Source organism: Winogradskyella sp. (genome assembly GCF_028282165.1).
In the GTDB taxonomy this organism is placed as follows: domain Bacteria; phylum Bacteroidota; class Bacteroidia; order Flavobacteriales; family Flavobacteriaceae; genus Winogradskyella.
On record NZ_JANQIM010000043.1, the window covers coordinates 51,337 to 72,533 of the forward strand.

Sequence of the window (21,197 nt, forward strand, 5' to 3'; positions counted from 1 at the left end):
TAATATCTTAAACATATCAAATCTACACTTTGTCAACATTATTTTATAAATGTTTTAGCTAATGTCAAATAGTGTTTTGGCGATTGTCTATAGAAGCCTTTAAGACTCAATAACTTTCTAAAATATTTAAATTTTTCTCTAAACGACAAGTTCCCTCTACTATTATTGAGAAAAAAAACAACTTGGCCTAGCAATATCTTTTTTATTTCATCTCTAACACTTTTACTAAAAGGTAAGTATTTGGCTTCGATTTCTAACTCGTTGATTCTCTTTATACTATATTGTCGTTTTTTATAATTAAATGACACTCCACTTTCGTGAATTCTATATGCCGACATCACTTTATCAATGAATGCGCCTTTACCTTTAGACAAAAGCATACAGAAGAGCATAAAATCGCAATGGCTATGATTTAAAGCGGGAAGCTTGTATTCGCTTCTATACACAATACTTGCCGTTGGCACGGTAGCTACACTAAAAAAAGTACCCTCGTCAATGATCGTTTCGTTATTCTCAAAATTAGGATAAGTATCTGACTCATCAATTTCATAATTCTTAATCCTAAAAGCTTTATGGAAAGAAAAAGAGCACTTCTTGTTTTGTTCTAAAACATTGACTTGGGTTTGCAACTTGGTTGTATCTACCCAAAAATCATCTCCATCTAAAAGTGCTATATACTTTCCTTCACACCTGTTCAAAGCACCAGTAAAGTTTTTAACCATTCCGATGTTTGTAGCATTATTCATATAGTTTACTTCAATATTGGAGGGCAAGTTTTCAATGCTTTCTTTTATAATTCGGTCGGTGCTGTCTGTAGATTTATCATTAGATATTACCAATTGAATATTAAAACTACATTCCTGATCCAAAACACTTTGTATAGCCTTTGCAATGTATTTTTCATGATTATAAGTAATCATACATACACTAACCATTATATTTTCTGCGTGCATTATTGAAAGGTCTTTTTAACAATAGCAGGTACTCCTGCTACCATACAATTATCAGGAATATGTTTTGTTACTACTGCACCTGCAGCTACTACAACATTATTTCCAACTTCTACTTTTGGTAATATTGTCGCATTAGTGCCTATTGAAGTATTATGGCCAATCTTACAATTTCCTGAAATATGAACACCAGGGGATAGCTCTACAAACTCTCCTAAAATTGAATCATGACCAATTGTACAATTCAAATTAATTAAGCTTCCCTTTCCAATAGATATATCATTTGTTATTATAGTTCCAGACATTACTAAAGTCCCTTCCCCTACCTCGACCCCATAGTTACCTAACCTAGCATCGTTACTTACTAATGCTGTAAAAACACCTCCAAGTTCTATAAATATTTCGCTTAACATTCTTCGATGATTCGGATTCCCAATTCCCATTGTAAATCTTTTATCTACAGTCTGGAAATATTCTTGTGCTTGCGAGTGGTTCTTTAAAACGGGGAATGTATTGTAAAGCTTACCGTACACATCGTCATTAACATCGTCATAGAACGCTAGGTTTTCCAAATCGTCCTTTTCATGGCATACTTGCAAAACTTCTTTTGCAAAACCTTTTGCTCCAATTATCAGCATATTACACTTTTTATAATTCTTATTATTTTATCAACAGCACTCATCTCTAAATCATGATACAATGGCAAGCAAATTATTGATTTTGAAATTCGCGAAGCTATCGGGAGCTCACAGTCGTCAACATAAGGCAATGTATCTAAAGATGGGTAAAAATACCGTCTGGGGTATATTTGTACTTCATTTAGTCTACCAATAACTTTATCTAAAATCGCTTCATTTTTAAGTACAATTGGATAGTAACTAAAATTCCAGTCTGTATGGGGTCTGATTTTTATTAATTGTAAGGGTATATTGCTAAAAGCCTGATCATATATCTCCACTATTTTTTGTCTATTTGCAATTACTCTTGGCATATGTGGCAAAACCGCTAAGCCCATTGCCGCTTGCAACTCAGATATTTTACCATTTATACCTAAGCCATAGAAAGCCAATTGACCGTCATGTCCAAAATTATGACTATAAAAAATTTGATGCTGTAAATCTTTATCTTTTGTGAAAACCGCACCACCTTCTCCTGTATGAAAAATTTTAGTCGCATGAAAACTGCAAGTACTAATATCTCCATATTCAAATACACTTTTGCGGTTATATTTTACATCAAAGCAGTGTGCCGCATCATAGATGACTTTTAATTTATACTTTTTGGCAATTTTTTCTATGACTTCTATATAGCATGGGTTTCCAAAAACATGGGTTGCTAAAATTGCGGTGGTTTTACTTGTGATTTTAGCCTCTATTTTAGTCTCATCTATGGTTAAATACTCAGGATGAATATCTACAAAAACTGGTGTGCAATTTTCCCATACTATCGAAGATGTGGTAGCTACATAACTAAAAGGCGTTGTAATTATCTCGCCACCTTTTCCCAATAATTTTAAAGCAATTTGAATGGGAACCGTACCGTTATTGGTTACCAAAATATGTTGAACCTCTAAATAGGTCTTAAGCTTTTCCTCTAATTCTAAAACTAATTCTCCTCGATTTGTAAGCCACTCGTTGGCCCAAATACGTCTTAATTGGTCTTGATATTCCTCTATTGGAGGGAAAAAGGATTTTGTTACGTTTATCGCCACTTGTACAATTTATTAAGCAAAGCTAATAGTTTCTTTTTTTTACTCGACTTGTAAGTCTTTCTTTCAAGCGTATTTAATATATATTCTGCCGTAAGTTCTCCATAAATTGCCCTTACAGCTCTCTTACCTTCTTCGCGCATTACATCTCTATTTGATGTTGAAGAAGAAATCCCAGATAAATCAAACACAGATACTATGTATTCAACAATTTTATAATTAACCTCAGTTGACGCAAATAGTTTTAGGTTAAACTCCCAATCTGAAACTATTTTATTTTGTTCATTATACATCCCATAGATTTCAAATAATTCGTTCTTATAAAATGTTGAAGGATGCGGTAAAGAGTTGGTTAACAAGTACTTTAAGGTTATTATGCTTGGTGGTTTTATGATCTTATCAATAGCTTCTTTTACAGTCTTTATACTACCAATTACAAGATCATAGTCGTTTTTAAGATCACTTGAAATCTTGGACAAAACCTCTGAACCTGATAAAACATCTCCAGAATTTAAAAATAGCAAATACTTACCACTAGCCTTCTTTATGCCTTTATTCATGGCATTATATATACCATGGTCTGGCTCGCTAATCCAAATAAGATGATCATAACTAAAAGATTGTATGACCTCTACACTACTATCCGTAGAGCCACCATCAATTACTATATGCTCAAAGTCTTTCCATGTTTGTGACATAACACTTTTCATGGTTTCTCTTAAGCCATCAGTATTGTTATAGTTAATGGTTATGATAGATAGTAATCTGTTATCCATTATTTTCTTCATCAATGATTAACTCAGTCTTCTTGTCTAATTCAAAAACATCAAAATCTGAAAACGGATCATAATTATAAATATTTATACCTAGTCTTTCAGTTTCGGCTTTTAATGCCTCATACTGTTGATAAAGTCTGTATTCTTTATATAAACGCGATTTGGGCAATCTCTTGTCGGTTTGCTGGTGACTTACATCTATACCAGCTTGCTTTAAATAATACTCTAGAGACGGTTTGTTGTGGTCGTAAAAATGGGCATAAGTCGTAAGACCTTGCCAATCATGGTTAACCCCTAAAATCCCTATTTTTTCCGATTTGCAATAAATAGCCAACTGTAACGCTATTATAGTAACACTCCAAGGCGACATAACAGGTCTTGTAAAATCTACTGGTAAATGGCCTCCGTATGAATAATAGTAGACTTCTCTATCAGCAAAAATGGTTTCCGCCACACCTCTATCGCGCTTTTCGACTAGAATTGGTGTATGCTTTGGCAAAATTTCATTGCATCGTTTCCACCACGCTTCAAGTACCTCATTTGTGATTGGAGGATGTGATGCGGCAAAAACATGTATTTTAGGGTTTATTTCGTTTATCTTGGGGTGCTCATAAAAATTACCTACAGAGATCACAAAATCATCAGCGTATTCGGTTACATCTAGTTTATTTATTGATGAAGACGAACCTAAAACAACCGCTTGTTTATAATTCCCAAACTTTTTTTTCAGTTCTATATTCTCATTGTAGACATGAATATCTTTTTTTATGAGTCGTTTCAGCCTTCGTTTTAAACCACGCTTTATTCCAACTAAAATGACCTTAAGCTCTGATTTGGACATAGCATCAACAGAGCTAATCTTCAACTTTGACAATGTATTCACACGTTTTAGCAAAACTATTATTAGTTTAGCATAAGCATTCTTTTCCTTAGAACTACTTTCTGACTGCCCAACTGAATGAGAAAAAGCCGTAATTCCAAAACCACTTAAATAGGTTTGAAACAATATTTCATTATCGGCTTTAAAAAAAGCATCTAAATCATCAACGTCTTCTTTACTCAACAATTCATATTTAGAAAAGACATCTTTACTCAAATGCGTCTGCAAGATTTGCCTCAGAATCTTTTGCTCCTCTTTACTAAGCTCTGGATTACATTCTTTTGCTATAGCCATAGCTTCTTTACTGTAACCATGATTTAAAGTTTCTAAACTAACCTGCTTTAAAAAGGACACGTTAGAAAATTCACCAAAGCGATTTAGAATATTTTTTTTCTCTAAAACTTTTTTATCATATGGTACACAGGTGACATTTTGGGTTCCAAAAACCGACCGATACTTTTCTACAAATCCACTCCACTTAATATGTTCTAATTTGGTTTTATCTAAAAAGGTTTCTATAGGAACATCTTCGGCTTGGTGTACATATTGTGTATAGATAGACTGAATGAATTGCTCTTGTTTTCTTAGAGCAACAAATATTTTTTTCTCTTCAAATTCAGTCAAACTCTGATGTAACAACTTAGCAACAGTTAATACATTTTGATAAAGCAACTTAGGATTACCCGATAGGTATTCGCAACAAATTATATACTTGTTATAGCTTTCATCGATATACGAGTTAATAAAAGATTTTAATTCTTCAACAAGCGAAACATTTTCTGCCTCTAATTTCACAATAACTGCTGCCCTTTTGAAATTATGGAGGTTAATGTACTTGACGCCTTCTTTCTTTAAAGCATTAGGATTTTCTATTAATATTTTTTGAATAATACTAGTGCCTGTTTTATGAGTTCCTATATGTACAAAAATCGATTTCTTCATACTTTAACCCAATTTAGCTTTGGAATTATTAATGCCCGTCGTACTTGAGCATTTTTATAGAAGCCTATTTCATTAACCTTAAAGTTTAGGCAATCAATTCTTTGAATTGTTTTACGATCGGTATTACTGTAGAAAAACAATCTTACTTTATAATCGCCTTTATTCAACATATTTCCACTAATATCTACAGTAAATGTATTTAATCCTTTGTCAATGTTAAAGTCATTTGCATCTGAAAAAGAAGAACTTAAAATAACTACATTGTTTGGGTTGACTATAGCCAAAGATAGGTTGTAGTCTTTGTTGTCTTCTTCTTTTTTTAGGACTTCGAAACTCAAGAAAATAGTATCGTTAAACTTAAAGTTAGACGTAGATTCTCCCTTTTTATTGGTTAATGCGACGCTTTTCACAAAACAATTTTCCTCTAAATCATCTTCTGTAAATATGGATCTAAACTCAAGATTATTACTTAAATAATAATCTATAACATCATTGATCTTACCCGTATATTCTATCTTACCATGGTTAAGCAAAATCCCTCTCTCACAAAGTCGAGCCATAGACTCCATATTATGACTTACAAAAAGTACGGTTCTTCCATCACTTGTGGATATATCTTGCATTTTGCCAATGGCTTTCTTTTGAAACTCGGCATCACCTACAGCTAAGACCTCATCAACAACTAAAATATCTGGTTCTAAGAAAGCAGCTACGGCAAAAGCCAAACGTACTCGCATACCGGAACTATAGCGTTTAACAGGCGTATCGATATATCTTAAGCAACCTGAAAAATCTATAATCTCATCTATCTTTTTATTTATTTCAGATTTTGTCATTCCTAAAATGGCACCATTTAAATAAATGTTCTCCCGACCTGTCATTTCTGGATGAAACCCAGTACCTACTTCCAATAGCGATGCTATTCTTCCGTTAGTCTTTACAAGACCTTCGGTAGGCGATGTCACCTTAGACAAAATTTTGAGCAATGTTGATTTCCCTGCTCCATTTTTCCCTATAATTCCTAAAACCTCACCTCGTTTAACTTCAAAATTTATATTCTTAATCGCCCAAACATATTCCGAATTTCCTTTTTCACTTCTTACATTGGCCTCACCCACTTTTAGGTAAGGGTCTTCCTTTCCTCTTATTCTACTCCACCATCGATTAATATCATGACTTATAGTGCCAGTACCAACTAAACCTAATCGGTATTGCTTTCCTAAATTTTCAACTTTTAAGATGATATCTGAACTCATTATATAGTATCGATAAAGCTTTTCTCTGTTTTATTAAAAATAACCAACCCTAACAAAAATATCATACAAGAAATGATAATCGCATATATAGTCTTATTGATATCCAAACTACCATCACCAAGAATTATGACTCTAAAAGACTCGACAATAATGGCGATAGGATTCCACTCTATGAGCCAATAGTAATTAGGCAATTTATCCCTAAAATAAGACATGGGATACATCACAGCAGAACCATACATAAGCAATTGCACCCCAAATTGCACTAAAAACGTAAGATCCCTATACTTTGTGGTCATGGAAGATACAATCATGCCCAAACCTAAACCGAGTAATGCCATAAGCACAACAAAGAGTGGGAATGAAACAATGTTAAGACCAGGAGCAATAGTATATGTAATTGGACTAAAGTACACATAATAAATATATAACCCAGTGAGTACCAATAACTGAATGCCAAATTTTAAGAGGTTAGAAACCACAACAGACATTGGCATAATCACTCTAGGAAAATAAACTTTACCAAAGATGTTCTCGTTTTTCTTAAAGGTATCGCTTGTACCGACAAGACATTCCTTAAAATAATTCCAAGCTGTAATACCTGCAAGGTTAAATAAGAAGTTGGGTACGCCATTACCAGTCGGTATATCTGCAAGGTTGTTAAATATTAAAGTAAATATTAAGGATGTAAAAAGTGGTTGGATTAAATACCACAAAGGCCCAAGAATTGTTTGTTTATAAAGCGTAATGATATCGCGTTTAACAAACAAAAAAAGTAAATCCCTGTAACGCCAAATCTCCTTGAAATTAAAATCAATTAATTTCTTTTTTGAGGAAATCGTATAAAGCCAACGCTCTTCAGCGGTTTTCAATTGAAAGTATTTTTAGGCTAATATAAGAAATGAAATAAAGGAAAGTAACTTTATTATTATGCTTTTTCTACCACATAAGCATTATAATGTACTTTCATTTTATGGATGCCTTCATCAAGTGAAATTAATGATCTTCCGAGTAACTCCTTCATCTTGGTGATATCTGGGCATCTTCTGTTCATATCGCCTTCTTTTAATGAGGGTAAAAAAATAATTTCTGATGTTGAACCTGTAATCTCAATTATTTTTTCTGCCAGTTCTAATATGCTTATCTCTATATCATTACCTACATTGAGGATGTCATTGACATAAGCTTCATCATATAAAGCCTTAAGGCAAGCATCTACATTGTCATCAATATAACAAAACGAGCGTGTTTGATCACCTCTACCATAAATTGGAATAGGCTGATTATTGAGTGCTAACCTCATAAACCTTGGCATTACAAAATCATTACTTTGCATAGGCCCATAAGTATTGAAAAAACGAAAAATAGTATAGCTTAATCCGTACTCTCTTTGATAAGCCTTAAAAAATGCTTCGCCAACATTCTTTACAATCGCATAAGGTAGTCTTGAATTCAAAGGTGTTGTTTTTTCATTTTGCGGAATCTCGAAAGGTTCTCCATAAACCTCTGAAGAACTAGAATAAAAGACACGCGTAACACCTGAATTCTTTGACAAGGACAAAATATTCTTAATGCCTTCAATATCATTAAGTACGTTAATAGGATTACTAAGTGTGCGTTCTACGCCGACAACAGCAGCATAATGAAATACATATTGAAACTTAAAAGTAGCAAAAATTGAGATGATATCATTATAATCGTTAACATCTGCTCTTATAAATGTTACGTTGTCTTTTTTGGGAACTTTTGAAATGTGACCTGTGGATAAATTGTCAATAATAACAACGTTAATATCATTATTTAAGGCCAATTTAGCAGCTAAAGAACTTCCCAATTGACCCGCGCCACCCGTAATTAAAATATTTGTCATTATTTATAAATATCAGGTGCTAAAATACTTAGGGAATAATTTAGCTCTATTTTGAGAAGTAAATTTATTAATTGTTTTTAAAGTACCAAAAAACAACTACAAATTTTCTTACAATTTTGGTATTATTTTAATAAGACCATAAGACATTAATAGAAAAATCACAGCTAGATTAACTTTAGAGACCTTACCACCTATTCTTTTTGTGTCTTCTAAAAAGGTATAGAACACGATTGCACCGATAAATATCGGCACAAACCAACGCAACTCTACATATGATATAATGACCAACGAAAACACCAATATCGTTATTAGAAGCGCTAAAGGAATGATGTTTTCAAAATCGAGAAACTTTTTCCTAAACAGATTTGATAACAACATACCTAATACAATGATAAGTATAAGACCCAATTGCCTTGTACCAAAAATAAATATATCTAATCCATCCTTAAAAAATTCAATCAAGGTCAATTTTGGGTTAAAAACTATACCACTAAATAATGTTTTGGGTAAGGCATCCTCACCATTTTCATCTACATAATTTTGAGTAGCCTCAAACGAAGGGTGTTGATAGTTTTGTAGTTTTCCTTCATTTACCATTAACTGTGCTAAATATTGACGTTGTGCCCAAGTAACGCTTACATCTTCAGGTGGATTCTTCTTGTCGTAAGATAATTTACCATTAGTTTGAATTGCTGGAAGATTTAAAATCAATAACAACATCGTTATCAAAATTGGAATAAAAAATCCTTTTCTATTAAATCCTTTAATCCTATAAACAAACAAAAAGCACAATAGCAATGCAGGCAGATACATTATAATCAATGCTCTGGTAAAAAGACCAACTATTAAAACGCTGAGGGCTAATGACTGGTTCCATGATTTACCAATATTAAATCGATGCACTTCATTCAAAAAAATTGCTAAGCATAGAATAAACAAGGAATCATTGGTACCTATAAAGAATACTTTACAGGTTCCTGTAAAAAAAGTGAGATAGAAAAAAAACAGTATTGAAGGGTTATTTCTATAAAAGAAATAAAAGTATAAAGCAATGAGCAGAACAATGTTTATCGTCCTTAGAGCTAGATAAGGCTCCATAATCACACTTAAGGGATATACAAGTATAGTATGCGGAATTGAAATTCCTTTTTTAATTGACTCTAGCCGGCCATATTGTTTTAAGTAATGAATGTCTGCAATAAAAAGCCCTTCATCTCCCGCACCAATAGGCTGGCTTAGCATAAAATACATACCTACTATTGTATATACAATCGATATCAATAATAGTAATTTATGTATCTTAATTTTCATTTAAATTTTTTAATTGTTTGAGTTACGTCATTAGGATTTAACTCATAGAACATAGGGAGCCTCAATAATCTTTCGGTGAATTTATCACTGTTTATTAATGTACGCCCATCATGTTTTTTAATATAATATTTACTTGAATGTAAACTTATGTAATGAAATACAGCTAATATTTTGTTTTTAAGAAGGTAATCGATGATACGCTTCCGTTGGTTTAGAGAATTGCAAATAATGTAAAACATATGCCCGTTATTTGTTTCTTCAATGGGCTTTGGCATTAATTGGACATCTACAGATTTAGCCCATTCCGCTAATTCGCTATAATAAAAATGCCAATGTTCTAATCGCTTTTTTTGAATGGCATCGATATTCTCTAACTGCGCCCATAAAAAAGCTGCAATTATGTCTGAAGGCAAAAAGGAAGAACCTGTATCGACCCAACCATATTTATCTATTTTTCCTCTAAAAAATTCGGCTCTATTTGTCCCTTTTTCCCATAAAATTTCTGCTCTATCAACAAATCTGTCGTCATTAATAACTAATAGTCCTCCTTCACCAGATATTATATTTTTAGTTTCATGAAAGGAAAATGTAGACATATGCCCTATGCTGCCAAGTAATTTACCCTCGTATTTAGAACATATAGCTTGCGCTGCATCTTCAATGACTATTAATCCATGCTTATTAGCTATGGCCATTATTGCATCCATATCGCAAGCAACACCAGCATAGTGAACCACAACTATAGCTTTGGTTTTTTTGGTTATTAGCTCTTCTATTCTACTCGGATCAATATTTGGATTGTTGGAATATGAATCGGCAAATTTTATGATTGCTCCTTGTCGTACAAAAGCTAAAGCTGAAGATACAAATGTAAAACTGGGGACTATAACCTCATCTCCTTGCTCTATATTGGCCAACATCGCACACATTTCTAATGCATCTGTGCAAGATGTTGTTAAAAGCGCTTTTTTGAAATTGAATTTTTCTTCAAAAAAATGCTGACACTTTTTAGTATAATAACCATTACCGGAAATTTTTCCACGATTTACAGCATCTTCGATATAAGCTGTTTCTTTTCCTGTTAAGTATGGCTTGTTAAAGGGTATCACATTACAAAGTTTATTTATTTATTTCAAAAAACGAGAAATCTCTAAGCTTATATTCTCTAATAGAGAACTATAGTTTTTAGGTAGTTCTACTTGAACTGGAATATCCTTATCCTTAAAACTTTTAATGATCTCTGCACGATCTTCCATTGTTATAGTTGTCTTGTAATTAAAATATGACATCTCTTTATAACAAATAGCCTCTGTATATGCTATCTCGCTTTTTGAAAGTTTTGTTTTATAACTCCCAATACTCTGACTAGAAATTTTTACCGAGTTTACATTACTTGAGGTATTCGATTTCCAAATTTCACCTTTTTGGTTTAAAATACCATCTTTAAAATGGTTAACCGGAAATTTCCCTACACCTAAAAACTCGGTAACCTTATTAAGCGTTTCTTCAGTTTTTAGGATGAGATCTTCATATTTAAGATATATAAGATCACTATTATGCTGATATGCTTTTATAAAATCTATGCTTTTTCGCCATGATCTTAAAACAAAAAGACTAGGTTTCTTTTCACCTAAAAATTTTGTTGAATTTGGATAATTAACAGACGTCAATACATCCCTAGGATCTCTAACTATTATTAAAACCTTAATCCCATTCGCTATGAAATGAGGCATAAACTCTTCACAAAGTATTTCTTTAGAACCAAAATATTTGGCATTTATATTGTGTGCGTTTTCTCTATTGACCTTCAAAAACAGCTCTAAGAAGCTTCTCTCTGTATTATCAAAATTAGAATAATCAACACTTGTGAGTTGTCCAGAAAAAGTTGTCATTTTTTCAAAAATCCTATGAATTTCTCCTGTTTTGTACTTAAAGGTTTTAAGAAATGCTATAAATTCTTCGAGATTATAATCTTCGTTATTAATTGAATCATTTAGAACATAATACTTATCTATTCCTAAAGTATTTAGAAACCTTTTTTTTATGTCAACAAACAATAAGGGAATGGGTTGTGACAAAACAGAGAGTTCATTATGATTACATAGTAGCTTTTCAAGTAACGTTGTGCCTGAACGCCCCATGCCAGTAATAAAAAAATTATTCTTCACTTCTGCTTATTTCTCTTACAAAATATACTGGTCTGCTCTCTGCAGTGCCAACTATTCTTATTAAATATTCACCAATAACTCCCAATGCAAAAAGGGTAAGTCCACCAAAAAACAGAACGCTTAATATGAGTGAAGTCCAACCTTGTAATATATACTCTTGGGTCATTTTTTTTACAACAACGACTACTGCAATAACAACACTGACAAGTGCAGACGAAAATCCTAAATATCCAATAAATCTTAACAATAGAGACGAATTATTTATGATAAGATTGCTAAACAATTTCAGCATTTTAAAAAACGTATAATTACTTCTTCCCTCATCCCTTGTGTGATGATCTATTTCGACATTTACAATATCATTTGTAACTGAAAAAAGAAGTGCCGGAATAAATGGATAAGGGGTTTTAATACTTAATATTTTCTCTGCTGTAGCCTTACTCATCAATCTATATGATGATAACTTGATATGTTTTGGTTTTCCTAGAATAACATGATCAAAATACCCTTTTATCTTACTTCCAAGATTTTTAAATAGACTATGCTGTTTTTTAGGAAACTTTGCAATAACAACGTCGTGCGCTTTCAAAGCTATAAGTTTTGAAATATCGTCTGGATTGTGCTGAAGGTCGTCATCCATGGTAATAATATAGTCCCCCTTTGCATAATTTAAGCCACAAAGCGTTGCAGGCTGTTGGCCAAAGTTTTTGGTCAATTTTATACCGACCACTTTCTTATTTTCTGAAACCAATTCTCTCAATGCTTCATTAGTAGCCTCATAAAAAGGGCTATCATTGACCAAAATGATCTCATAATCATAAGGCAAAGTAGAAAAAACCTTCTCTAGTTTATCCGCTATTCTAAACAACGTTTTTGAAGACTTGTATACAGGAATTACGATAGAGAAACGTTCGGTCATATCAAAATTTATATACTAATATTTTAAATAATGTCTTGAATTTGGGCCTTCATTAAACAATAAGTCTAACACACTGACTTTGTGTTCAAAATCACCATAAAGTTGACTATATGAATTGTAGTTAGCATAATCCATCCATGAAATTTCTATATCATTTTTTAGAAAAAGTGACACATCAATGTAATCCTTAGCGGCAGGACCTGAAATATACGTGGTAGCACCAAGCTTCTTACATGCATCAATGAGTTTTCCTCGGCGATCACCTTCTAGATTGAGCGATTCAGAATTTACAATATCAGTAGTGATATCTAAAAACGTGTTTATTAATTCAATAAACTTCCTATTAATATCGCTCAGGGAAATATCAGAAGCATCATATATTGCCTTTATCTCTTCCTTGTATTTACTAAAGTAAGGACTTTTACCATAATTGGCCTGTAAGGAATTATAATGTTTTCTCCGCCAACTATTATTAATAACCTCGGTTTCATTGATTTTTTGCGAAAGACTTTTATGCCTCACTGGAATGGTAAGCCATTGCAATCCATTTTTAGTCTTAATGAGATTTCTATTTCGCCAGTCATTTTTGGTATACTGTACCTCATCGTAAATGACAAACACATCTGCACTAGCGATAATATCGAAGTAACCTTTCCAAGGAATATAGTTAGATTGTAAAATAGCTACTTTTTTAGAATGCATTACTTTTTGGCCACCTACTTATAAAGGTTTAATATAGTAATTTACAAGAAAAAAAAGCTAATTTCAGTTAAAATAATCCCACGTAATTTTTAAACCTTCTCGTACAGTATATTGCGGATTGTATCCTAGAAGTTCTTCAGCTTTAGAAATGTCTGCTAATGAGTCTCTAACATCTCCTTGTCTTGGTGGTCCGTAAACTGCCTGTAAATCTGAATCTGCCGCAACTCTTAGGGATTCCCACAAATAGTTCACAGATATTCGTTCCCCACAAGCTACGTTAAACACTTCATTACTCGCTTCTTTTGATGCAAAGAAGCCCTTTATATTGGCTTGCACGGCATTATCGACAAACGTAAAATCTCTTGTTTGTTCACCGTCCCCATTTATTTTAGACGGTTTATTATCCTTCAAGGCCTGCATAAACAAGGGAATAACAGCAGCATAAGCACCATTTGGGCTCTGTTTTGGTCCAAAAACATTAAAATAGCGCAGTCCTATGACATCTGTACCATATGTTTTGCCGAAAACATCAGCATATAATTCATTAACGTATTTTGTAACCGCGTAAGGAGACAAAGGCTTACCAATGCTATCTTCTACTTTTGGTAAAGCTTTGCTGTCGCCATATGTAGAACTAGAGGCTGCATATACCATACGTTTTACGGTAGAGCTATCCTTAAGTGCAATCATCATGTTCAAGAACCCTGAGATGTTGACCTCATTAGAGGTTGCCGGATCATTTATTGATCGTGGAACAGAACCCAAAGCGGCCTGATGAGATACGAAATCTACGCCGTCCATCGCTTTTTTGCAGGTATCCAAATCCCTAATATCTCCCTCTATTAATTCAAAAGCAGAGTTATTCATAAACTCAGTTAGGTTTTCGCGATAGCCATTAGAAAAATTATCTAGAACTTTTACTTTTTTAGCCCCATACTTTAATAGGTATTCAACTATGTTGGAGCCAATAAAACCACCGCCGCCTGTAATTAGAAAACTTAGTTGGGACAGGTCCTCAGTATGATATTGATTGGAGTACATTTTTATGATTTGAGGTTATAACTATAAACGTGCATCTACTTCTTCTATTGGTAGTAATGATTTTACATCAAAAACCACACATTTATCAGATTTTAAATTGTCTATGGATACATCTAAAAATTCTTTATGGGATACTGCTAATATGATAGCATCGTAATTAGACTTCAATTCATCCGTAGATGATATTAAATCTAACCCATACTCGTGTTGTACCTCTTCCTTGGAAGCCCATGGATCGTACACATCCACATCAACATGGTACGACTGCAATTCCTCAATGATATCTATAACTCTAGAATTTCGTATGTCAGGACAATTTTCCTTAAACGTAATCCCTAGTACCAATGCGTTAGAACCTTTAATAGTTGCGCCATTGTTAATCATCATTTTAACAGTCTCTGTTGCTACATAACCTCCCATACTGTCATTCATTTTACGGCCTGCTAAAATAATCTCTGGATTATAGCCAGATTCTATTGCTTTTTGAGCTAAATAATAAGGATCTACACCAATACAATGTCCGCCAACGAGTCCTGGCGTAAATTTTAAGAAATTCCATTTTGTTCCTGCAGCTTCTAACACCGCCTTAGTATCGATCTTTAAAAGCCTAAAGATTTTAGATAACTCGTTAACGAAAGCAATATTGATGTCGCGTTGTGAATTTTCAATAACCTTAGCAGCTTCAGCAACTTTTATAGATGGTGCTAAATGCGTCCCAGCGGTAATTACTGTTTTGTAAAGCTCATCTATTTTTTCTGCTATTTCGGGAGTAGAACCCGAAGTAACTTTCAATATTTTGGTGACTGTATGCTTTTTATCTCCTGGATTGATGCGCTCTGGTGAATATCCAGCATAAAAGTCTTTGTTAAAAGTAAGACCCGAAAATTCCTCTAAAACAGGAATACAAATATCTTCAGTAGCACCTGGATATACTGTTGATTCGTATATAACAATATCATTGTTCTTAAGAGCTTTACCTACGGTTTCACTTGCCTTAATAAGTGGCGTAAAAACTGGTCGTTTAAGTTCGTCCGTTGGTGTAGGAACGGTTACAATGTATACATTAGCAACGGCTAGTGCTTCAGTATTATCTGTAATAAATAAACCTTTATCTGCATTTAAATCCGTAGTCAGTACAGATTTAAGATTGTCATTATCAACTTCCAGTGTTTTGTCTACACCAGAATTTAACTCATTGATTCGCTGCTGATTGATATCGAAACCAATAACAAAAAACTGTTTAGCAAATTCTACAGCGAGGGGCAAACCGACATAACCTAATCCTATGATTGCAATTTTGTCTTCAGAATGTGTCATTTGTTTAAAGTAGATTTTATAATGAGCCTCAAATCTAAATAAAAACTATAATTCCTAACATAGTTTTTGTTGATTTTCACTTTATCTACCCAAATAATCGTTCTATTGTAGTGTTCTGGATCTTTTTGACGTTCTAATACACGTTCTTCATCTTTATATTTTATAGTTGCTTCACCTGTAATGCCTGGTTTTACCAGCAAAATAATACGATCCTCCCCTTCCAATTCATCTGCAAAACCCTGAACATCAGGCCTTGGCCCTACAAAACTCATATCACCTATTAACACATTGAATAATTGAGGTAGCTCATCTAATTTTGTCTTTCTTAGATACTTTCCTAATGTTGTGGCACTTTTTTCCAAATGGCCCAACTTGTGCACACCTTCCCTAAGTGTTCTTATTTTGTAAATTTTAAACAGCTTACCGTGCTGTCCGACTCGCAATTGTGAAAACACACCATATCTTTTGGTGTCTATTGTTGCACATATTATCAAAATTACAATCGGAATGATGAGAAATGGTAACAACACTAAAACCAAAACAACATCAAATAGTCGTTTTATTTTGAGCTGTCGCTTAGTTATCAAAATTTAAAAACAAATTATAAACGTTTCAAGAAATTTTTGACTTTACCAAAAAGTGATCGCTTATCCTTTTCGTGATAGGCATTTCCATAGACCCCATAACCATATCCGTATCCGTAACCATATCCGTAGCCATAACCATAATTATGATTGCTCTTATGCCTATAGAAATTGAGTACAAAGCTAATATTCTTTAGCTCTCCAGATTTGTACTTAGCATTAACAAGCTGGAGCATTCCTTTCTTCGTATAATCCAAACGCACCATAAAAACTGTGGCATCTGCATACTGTACCAACTCCAAAGCATCAGTTACCAAACCTAATGGTGGTGTATCTAAGATAATCATATCGTATTCCTCTTTGAGCTTACCGATTAATTCCTTCAAATTGTCACTCATAAGCAACTCAGAAGGGTTAGGTGGTATTGGTCCAGAAGTGATTAGATCTAAGTTTTCTATATGCGTATTGGTAATGATCTCATCCAATTCACTATCACCTATAAGATAATTAACAATACCTTTATCATTGGTGATATTGAAATCACCAAAAATCTTAGGCTTTCTTAAATCTAATCCTAGAAGAAGCGTTTTCTTTCCTGAAATAGCATAAACGGTAGCTATGTTTATCGATGAAAAGGTCTTCCCCTCACCACTAACCGAAGATGTAATCATTAACGTATTGGCCCTAGTGCTAGACGGATTGTTCTTAAAGATAAATTGCAAACTAGATCTTATGGCCCTAAACGATTCTGCTACAGCCGATTTTGGTTTTTCATAAGCCACCAAATTGTTCTTGTAGCGATACTTACCGATAAGACCTAAAATTGGGATTTTCGACATCTTCATGATCTCATCAGATCCGTGAATCGTACTATCCAATAAGTAAATAACAAAGATTAAAAACATCGGAGAAAAGAAACCGATCATTAAAGCCATCATATAATTCAATGACTTCTTTGGTCCTATTGGAGCATTGCCAATATCCTTAGCTTCATCTATTACTGTAATATCCGATACATTCGCTGCCTTTACAATAGCAGCTTCACTTTTTTTAGCTTGATATATATCATAAGCTTCCCTGCTTATATCTAATTTCCTCTGAATCTTTAAATACTCTTGTTGGTCTTTTGGCAAACCGATAAGTTCAGATTCTAGATTAGCTATCTTTCGACTTATTGTATTTAACTGTATCCCAATGGTTTGCTTTGTTACATCAATAGCTTCTAAAAGTACACTCTTTTCGGTGTCAATTCTTCTATCTAATTCATCAAACAAGACAGAACCCTCTTTAGTCGAATACTCTAAATTTCTGCGCTCAACAGACAAAGCAATAATTCTGCTAACACTAGACAAAATATTGGCCTCATCAACACCAACGGAAGATGGTGCAGCTATTTGACTATAATCTGTTTTTGTTCTAAGGTAATTTTCAAGTGTATTGAGATAATTAAGTTTAGATTGCTCAATAAGCTTTTCCTTATCATACTCCTTTAGTTGCTCAGATTTCTGACTTATTTCCTCTTCGACGTTGAATACTTTATTGGATTTTCTAAAGTCATTCATTTCGTCAGTAACGGCTTTTAAATTGTCATTTACCGCACCAAGACTACTATCTATAAATTTAATGGTATTAGTAGCATATAAGTTTTTACGTTCTAACTCCGTTCTACTTAATATGGCTGATGTTGCATTGAGAAAATCTACAATTTTAGACTTATTTTTTCCGATTAAAGATAATGTCAAAACCGATGATGCATCTCTAGATGTAGGTTCGATTTTTATACTATTTTTATAGGCATTTACTACAGAATCAAAATTTAAATATTTCACATAGAAGGTTTTGCCCACGGGAATATTAGCCTTAGGCTTTAAATTAACTACACCATTAAAAAAAGGTTCACTGATTGTTTCTCCAAAATTGAAAACCCTGCTATATTTGCCGAGAGGAACACTAATCAATAGTTTTTCTTTAGAACCGTAAAACTGCCCCATAACCTTATCCCTTTCAAATTCGTAAAACAATTCAAAAGACGACTGGTCTATGATTTTTATTCCAATTGGTATTCCTAAAGCCTGAGGTTTGGTTTTATCGGTATTTACATCGAACGGTGCGTTTTTGTATATATCGATTAGGTGGTATTTTCCTTCTTCTAAATACTGCTTATAGTATTCTAAAGAATCTATAACCAACTCATTATGGGTTCTTGTTTTTATCTCTGTTAAAATACTTCCTACTTTACCCGAGACACCTCCCCAATTAAACGAAATACTCGTATTTGCTGTGAAAAACGGATTTTGATCGTTATTTACGGTAATGAGGGAGTCTAGCCTATAAATATTTTGCTTTCTTACGTTTATAAAATAAGCCACAATCAAAGCCACTCCAACACACAACAGTACTAATTTCCAAAGATTGAGAGCTTTAAATAAAAAGCCCTTAAAATCAAATCCTACTCTTTGGGATTCCACCACTTCATTATCTTCATAATCCTTATAATCCATTTACTACAATTGTGAAAAAATTATTATTCCAGAAGTTATTAATGATATAATTGTTGCTATTGTTGCCAAGCTAGAGACAGCAGTCTCGCCTGTTCCTATCGATTTTTGTCTAAGCGGCTTAACATAGATGATATCATTGGGTTGAATATAATAATATGGCGATCTCATTACATTTACGTCTGTCAAATCCAAATGATGTATTTTCTGTCCCTGAGGATATTGCCGTATAACTAAGACATCTTTTTTATTGCCCGTTACCGGTATCTCTCCAGCGTTTGCTATAGCTTCAAAAATATTAACACGTTCCTTAAACAATGTCACCGTTCCTGGACTTCCTATCTCACCATTGACTGTATATCGTAATCCTGCAAGCTTCACAGTAACAAAAATATTAGCAGTTTCTTTAAATTGCTCGTCCAGTAGCTTTTTTTCAATCATCTTTTCGATTTCCTCTGCTGTATATCCCAATACATTAAAATGACCTAAAGTCGGTATTCTTATATTACCATGGATATCCACCGTAAAGCCGTCAAAATAAGCACGCTCAGCACTACTGGCATTAAGCGTTCCGTCTTGACTTATTGGATTAAAAATTTGAACATTATCCTGATCCAATACCTTAATTCTAATATTCAGTATGTCATCAATCTGAACGCGATATGGTTTTTGAACCTCAGTTAGATTATATGGAATGGTATCGTTAGTTGCATTGTCCTTGTTTTGTAAATACACAGTGTTTTTATGAGGAATACATGATGAAACAAAAATACAACTCACAACAATGATCAAAAGCCTAATGCTCCGCATAAGAAAAATAGATGTTTACAGACAAATATAATGTATCAACAGCAATAACAAAACTATTAGGTTTCTTTTTGGTTTATTTCGTTATTTGTAAAAAAATTGGCGTGAATTACCTCAATGTAGAAAATATTTCCAAGGCGTATGGAGAGCTGGTGCTCTTTCAAAATTTGTCTTTTAGTATACACAAAGACCAAAAGATTGCCTTTGTAGCAAAAAACGGAAGCGGAAAAACTTCAATCCTCAATATTTTGTCGGGAAAAGATACGCCAGACGAGGGCCAGATAGTAGTTAGAAAAGGACTTCGACTGTCCTTTTTGGATCAAGAACCAGACCTTGACGGTAAGCTTACTATTGAGGAAACTATTTTTGCCTCTGATATCCCCATCCTAAAAACGATAGAAGCTTATGAAAATGCATTGAAAAACCCTGAAGATACTGAAACTTACCAATTGGCTTTCGATGCAATGGATAGAAATAATGCCTGGGAATTCGAAACGCAGTATCAACAAATTTTATCGCAGCTAAAACTAGATGATCTGTCCATGAAAGTAAGTACACTTTCGGGCGGACAAAAAAAGAGATTGGCCCTTGCACAAGCCTTACTGAGCAAACCCGATATCTTAATTTTAGATGAGCCAACTAACCATCTCGATCTAGAAATGATTGAATGGCTTGAAGAGTATTTTGCTAAAACACAGCAAACCCTCTTTATGGTTACACACGACCGTTATTTTCTAGAGCGCGTTTGTAACGAAATCATAGAACTAGATCATGGTCAACTCTACACCTATAAAGGAAACTACTCCTATTACTTAGAAAAAAAAGAAGCCCGAATTGAAAACGAAGCTACTGAAGTTGCCAAAGCCAAACAGTTATTTAAAAAAGAACTGGATTGGATGCGTCGCCAACCAAAAGCCCGAACCACAAAATCTAAAAGCAGAATTGATGATTTTTTCGAAATAAAGAAAAAAGCCCATCAACGGCGCAAAGACCATCAGGTACAATTAGAGATTAATATGGAACGACTTGGCAGTAAAATCATAGAGCTGCATAATGTCTCAAAGGCTTTCAAGGACAAAAAAATATTAGATGGTTTTGATTACACATTCAAAAAAGGGGAACGTATTGGCATTATAGGAAAAAATGGCACAGGGAAATCCACTTTTTTAAATTTGCTAACAGGAAGTGTTCAGCCTGATGGCGGTAAAATCGTCATTGGCGAAACCGTTAAAATAGGCTACTATACCCAAGGCGGAATTACCGTAAAACCAGATCAAAAAGTTATAGATGTCATTAGAGCCTATGGCGACTACATTCCATTAGCAAAGGGAAGACAAATAAGTGCGCAACAATTGCTGGAGCGCTTTTTATTCGACAGAAAAAAACAATACGATTTTGTCGAAAAACTAAGTGGTGGTGAACAAAAACGTCTCTATTTATGTACGGTTTTAATACAAAACCCTAATGT

The 21,197-nt window shown here is 33.6% G+C and carries 19 protein-coding genes; 1 reads left to right on the top strand and 18 read right to left on the bottom strand.

Going from position 1 to position 21,197, the window contains the following annotated elements:
• Positions 1-38: 38 nt before the first annotated feature.
• The 18 genes from Q0972_RS16345 to Q0972_RS16430 form a co-directional block, all read right to left on the bottom strand.
• Entirely contained in the window at positions 39-953 is a 915-nt protein-coding gene (locus Q0972_RS16345; protein WP_299367891.1) for a glycosyltransferase, read from the bottom strand.
• Positions 953-1,588, bottom strand: a complete 636-nt coding sequence (locus Q0972_RS16350; protein ID WP_299367894.1) for a NeuD/PglB/VioB family sugar acetyltransferase — start codon at positions 1,586-1,588, stop codon at positions 953-955. The genes Q0972_RS16345 and Q0972_RS16350 overlap by 1 nt, the downstream gene beginning before the upstream one ends.
• Positions 1,582-2,661, bottom strand: a complete 1,080-nt coding sequence (locus tag Q0972_RS16355; RefSeq protein WP_299367897.1) for a DegT/DnrJ/EryC1/StrS aminotransferase family protein — start codon at positions 2,659-2,661, stop codon at positions 1,582-1,584. The genes Q0972_RS16350 and Q0972_RS16355 overlap by 7 nt, the downstream gene beginning before the upstream one ends.
• Positions 2,652-3,434: a glycosyltransferase family 2 protein gene (locus tag Q0972_RS16360; protein WP_299367900.1), complete on the bottom strand. Its 783-nt coding sequence runs from the start codon at positions 3,432-3,434 to the stop codon at positions 2,652-2,654. Before Q0972_RS16360 ends, Q0972_RS16355 begins: the two co-directional genes overlap by 10 nt.
• A complete protein-coding gene (locus Q0972_RS16365) occupies positions 3,427-5,256 on the bottom strand; it encodes a hypothetical protein (RefSeq protein WP_299367903.1) in 1,830 nt (609 codons plus the stop codon). Before Q0972_RS16365 ends, Q0972_RS16360 begins: the two co-directional genes overlap by 8 nt.
• Entirely contained in the window at positions 5,253-6,512 is a 1,260-nt protein-coding gene (locus tag Q0972_RS16370) for a polysaccharide ABC transporter ATP-binding protein (protein ID WP_299367906.1), read from the bottom strand. Before Q0972_RS16370 ends, Q0972_RS16365 begins: the two co-directional genes overlap by 4 nt.
• Entirely contained in the window at positions 6,512-7,384 is an 873-nt protein-coding gene (locus Q0972_RS16375; protein WP_299367908.1) for an ABC transporter permease, read from the bottom strand. The genes Q0972_RS16370 and Q0972_RS16375 overlap by 1 nt, the downstream gene beginning before the upstream one ends.
• A gap of 56 nt (positions 7,385-7,440) precedes the next feature.
• A complete protein-coding gene (locus tag Q0972_RS16380; RefSeq protein ID WP_299367911.1) occupies positions 7,441-8,382 on the bottom strand; it encodes an NAD-dependent epimerase/dehydratase family protein in 942 nt (313 codons plus the stop codon).
• Positions 8,383-8,490: 108 nt separating this feature from the next.
• Positions 8,491-9,693, bottom strand: coding sequence for a hypothetical protein (locus Q0972_RS16385; RefSeq protein ID WP_299367914.1), 1,203 nt, complete (start codon positions 9,691-9,693; stop codon positions 8,491-8,493).
• Positions 9,690-10,802, bottom strand: a complete 1,113-nt coding sequence (gene rffA / locus Q0972_RS16390) for a dTDP-4-amino-4,6-dideoxygalactose transaminase (RefSeq protein WP_299367916.1) — start codon at positions 10,800-10,802, stop codon at positions 9,690-9,692. The genes Q0972_RS16385 and rffA overlap by 4 nt, the downstream gene beginning before the upstream one ends.
• An 18-nt stretch (positions 10,803-10,820) precedes the next feature.
• Complete coding sequence (locus Q0972_RS16395; RefSeq protein WP_299367919.1) at positions 10,821-11,861, bottom strand: sulfotransferase domain-containing protein; 1,041 nt, start codon at positions 11,859-11,861, stop codon at positions 10,821-10,823.
• On the bottom strand, positions 11,851-12,780 hold the full coding sequence (locus Q0972_RS16400) for a glycosyltransferase family 2 protein (RefSeq protein ID WP_299367922.1): 930 nt from the start codon (positions 12,778-12,780) through the stop codon (positions 11,851-11,853). The genes Q0972_RS16395 and Q0972_RS16400 overlap by 11 nt, the downstream gene beginning before the upstream one ends.
• A 15-nt stretch (positions 12,781-12,795) precedes the next feature.
• On the bottom strand, positions 12,796-13,482 hold the full coding sequence (locus tag Q0972_RS16405; protein ID WP_299367925.1) for a WbqC family protein: 687 nt from the start codon (positions 13,480-13,482) through the stop codon (positions 12,796-12,798).
• Positions 13,483-13,545: 63 nt separating this feature from the next.
• Positions 13,546-14,523, bottom strand: a complete 978-nt coding sequence (locus tag Q0972_RS16410) for an SDR family oxidoreductase (protein WP_299367928.1) — start codon at positions 14,521-14,523, stop codon at positions 13,546-13,548.
• Positions 14,524-14,544: 21 nt separating this feature from the next.
• Positions 14,545-15,840, bottom strand: a complete 1,296-nt coding sequence (locus Q0972_RS16415; RefSeq protein ID WP_299367931.1) for a nucleotide sugar dehydrogenase — start codon at positions 15,838-15,840, stop codon at positions 14,545-14,547.
• Positions 15,837-16,427, bottom strand: coding sequence for a sugar transferase (locus Q0972_RS16420; protein WP_299367934.1), 591 nt, complete (start codon positions 16,425-16,427; stop codon positions 15,837-15,839). Before Q0972_RS16420 ends, Q0972_RS16415 begins: the two co-directional genes overlap by 4 nt.
• A 14-nt stretch (positions 16,428-16,441) precedes the next feature.
• On the bottom strand, positions 16,442-18,925 hold the full coding sequence (locus tag Q0972_RS16425) for a polysaccharide biosynthesis tyrosine autokinase (RefSeq protein ID WP_299367937.1): 2,484 nt from the start codon (positions 18,923-18,925) through the stop codon (positions 16,442-16,444).
• Between the two features lie 3 nt (positions 18,926-18,928).
• On the bottom strand, positions 18,929-19,732 hold the full coding sequence (locus Q0972_RS16430; protein ID WP_299367940.1) for a polysaccharide biosynthesis/export family protein: 804 nt from the start codon (positions 19,730-19,732) through the stop codon (positions 18,929-18,931).
• A gap of 101 nt (positions 19,733-19,833) precedes the next feature.
• Between Q0972_RS16430 and Q0972_RS16435 the strand changes: the two genes are divergently transcribed.
• Positions 19,834-21,197 (top strand): ABC-F family ATP-binding cassette domain-containing protein (locus Q0972_RS16435; RefSeq protein WP_299367943.1); only part of this gene is annotated, 1,364 nt, incomplete at its 3' end.

Bases quoted from the DNA above. Each gene is read 5' to 3' on its own strand.
- Q0972_RS16380 (WP_299367911.1), bottom strand. From the start codon at position 8,382: ATGACAAATATTTTAATTACGGGTGGCGCGGGTCAATTGGGAAGTTCT.
- Q0972_RS16350 (WP_299367894.1), bottom strand. From the start codon at position 1,588: ATGCTGATAATTGGAGCAAAAGGTTTTGCAAAAGAAGTTTTGCAAGTA.
- Q0972_RS16400 (WP_299367922.1), bottom strand. From the start codon at position 12,780: ATGACCGAACGTTTCTCTATCGTAATTCCTGTATACAAGTCTTCAAAA.
- Q0972_RS16365 (WP_299367903.1), bottom strand. From the start codon at position 5,256: ATGAAGAAATCGATTTTTGTACATATAGGAACTCATAAAACAGGCACT.
- Q0972_RS16370 (WP_299367906.1), bottom strand. From the start codon at position 6,512: ATGAGTTCAGATATCATCTTAAAAGTTGAAAATTTAGGAAAGCAATAC.
- Q0972_RS16425 (WP_299367937.1), bottom strand. From the start codon at position 18,925: ATGGATTATAAGGATTATGAAGATAATGAAGTGGTGGAATCCCAAAGA.
- Q0972_RS16430 (WP_299367940.1), bottom strand. From the start codon at position 19,732: ATGCGGAGCATTAGGCTTTTGATCATTGTTGTGAGTTGTATTTTTGTT.
- Q0972_RS16345 (WP_299367891.1), bottom strand. From the start codon at position 953: ATGCACGCAGAAAATATAATGGTTAGTGTATGTATGATTACTTATAAT.
- Q0972_RS16405 (WP_299367925.1), bottom strand. From the start codon at position 13,482: ATGCATTCTAAAAAAGTAGCTATTTTACAATCTAACTATATTCCTTGG.
- Q0972_RS16360 (WP_299367900.1), bottom strand. From the start codon at position 3,434: ATGGATAACAGATTACTATCTATCATAACCATTAACTATAACAATACT.
- Q0972_RS16410 (WP_299367928.1), bottom strand. From the start codon at position 14,523: ATGTACTCCAATCAATATCATACTGAGGACCTGTCCCAACTAAGTTTT.
- Q0972_RS16385 (WP_299367914.1), bottom strand. From the start codon at position 9,693: ATGAAAATTAAGATACATAAATTACTATTATTGATATCGATTGTATAT.
- Q0972_RS16415 (WP_299367931.1), bottom strand. From the start codon at position 15,840: ATGACACATTCTGAAGACAAAATTGCAATCATAGGATTAGGTTATGTC.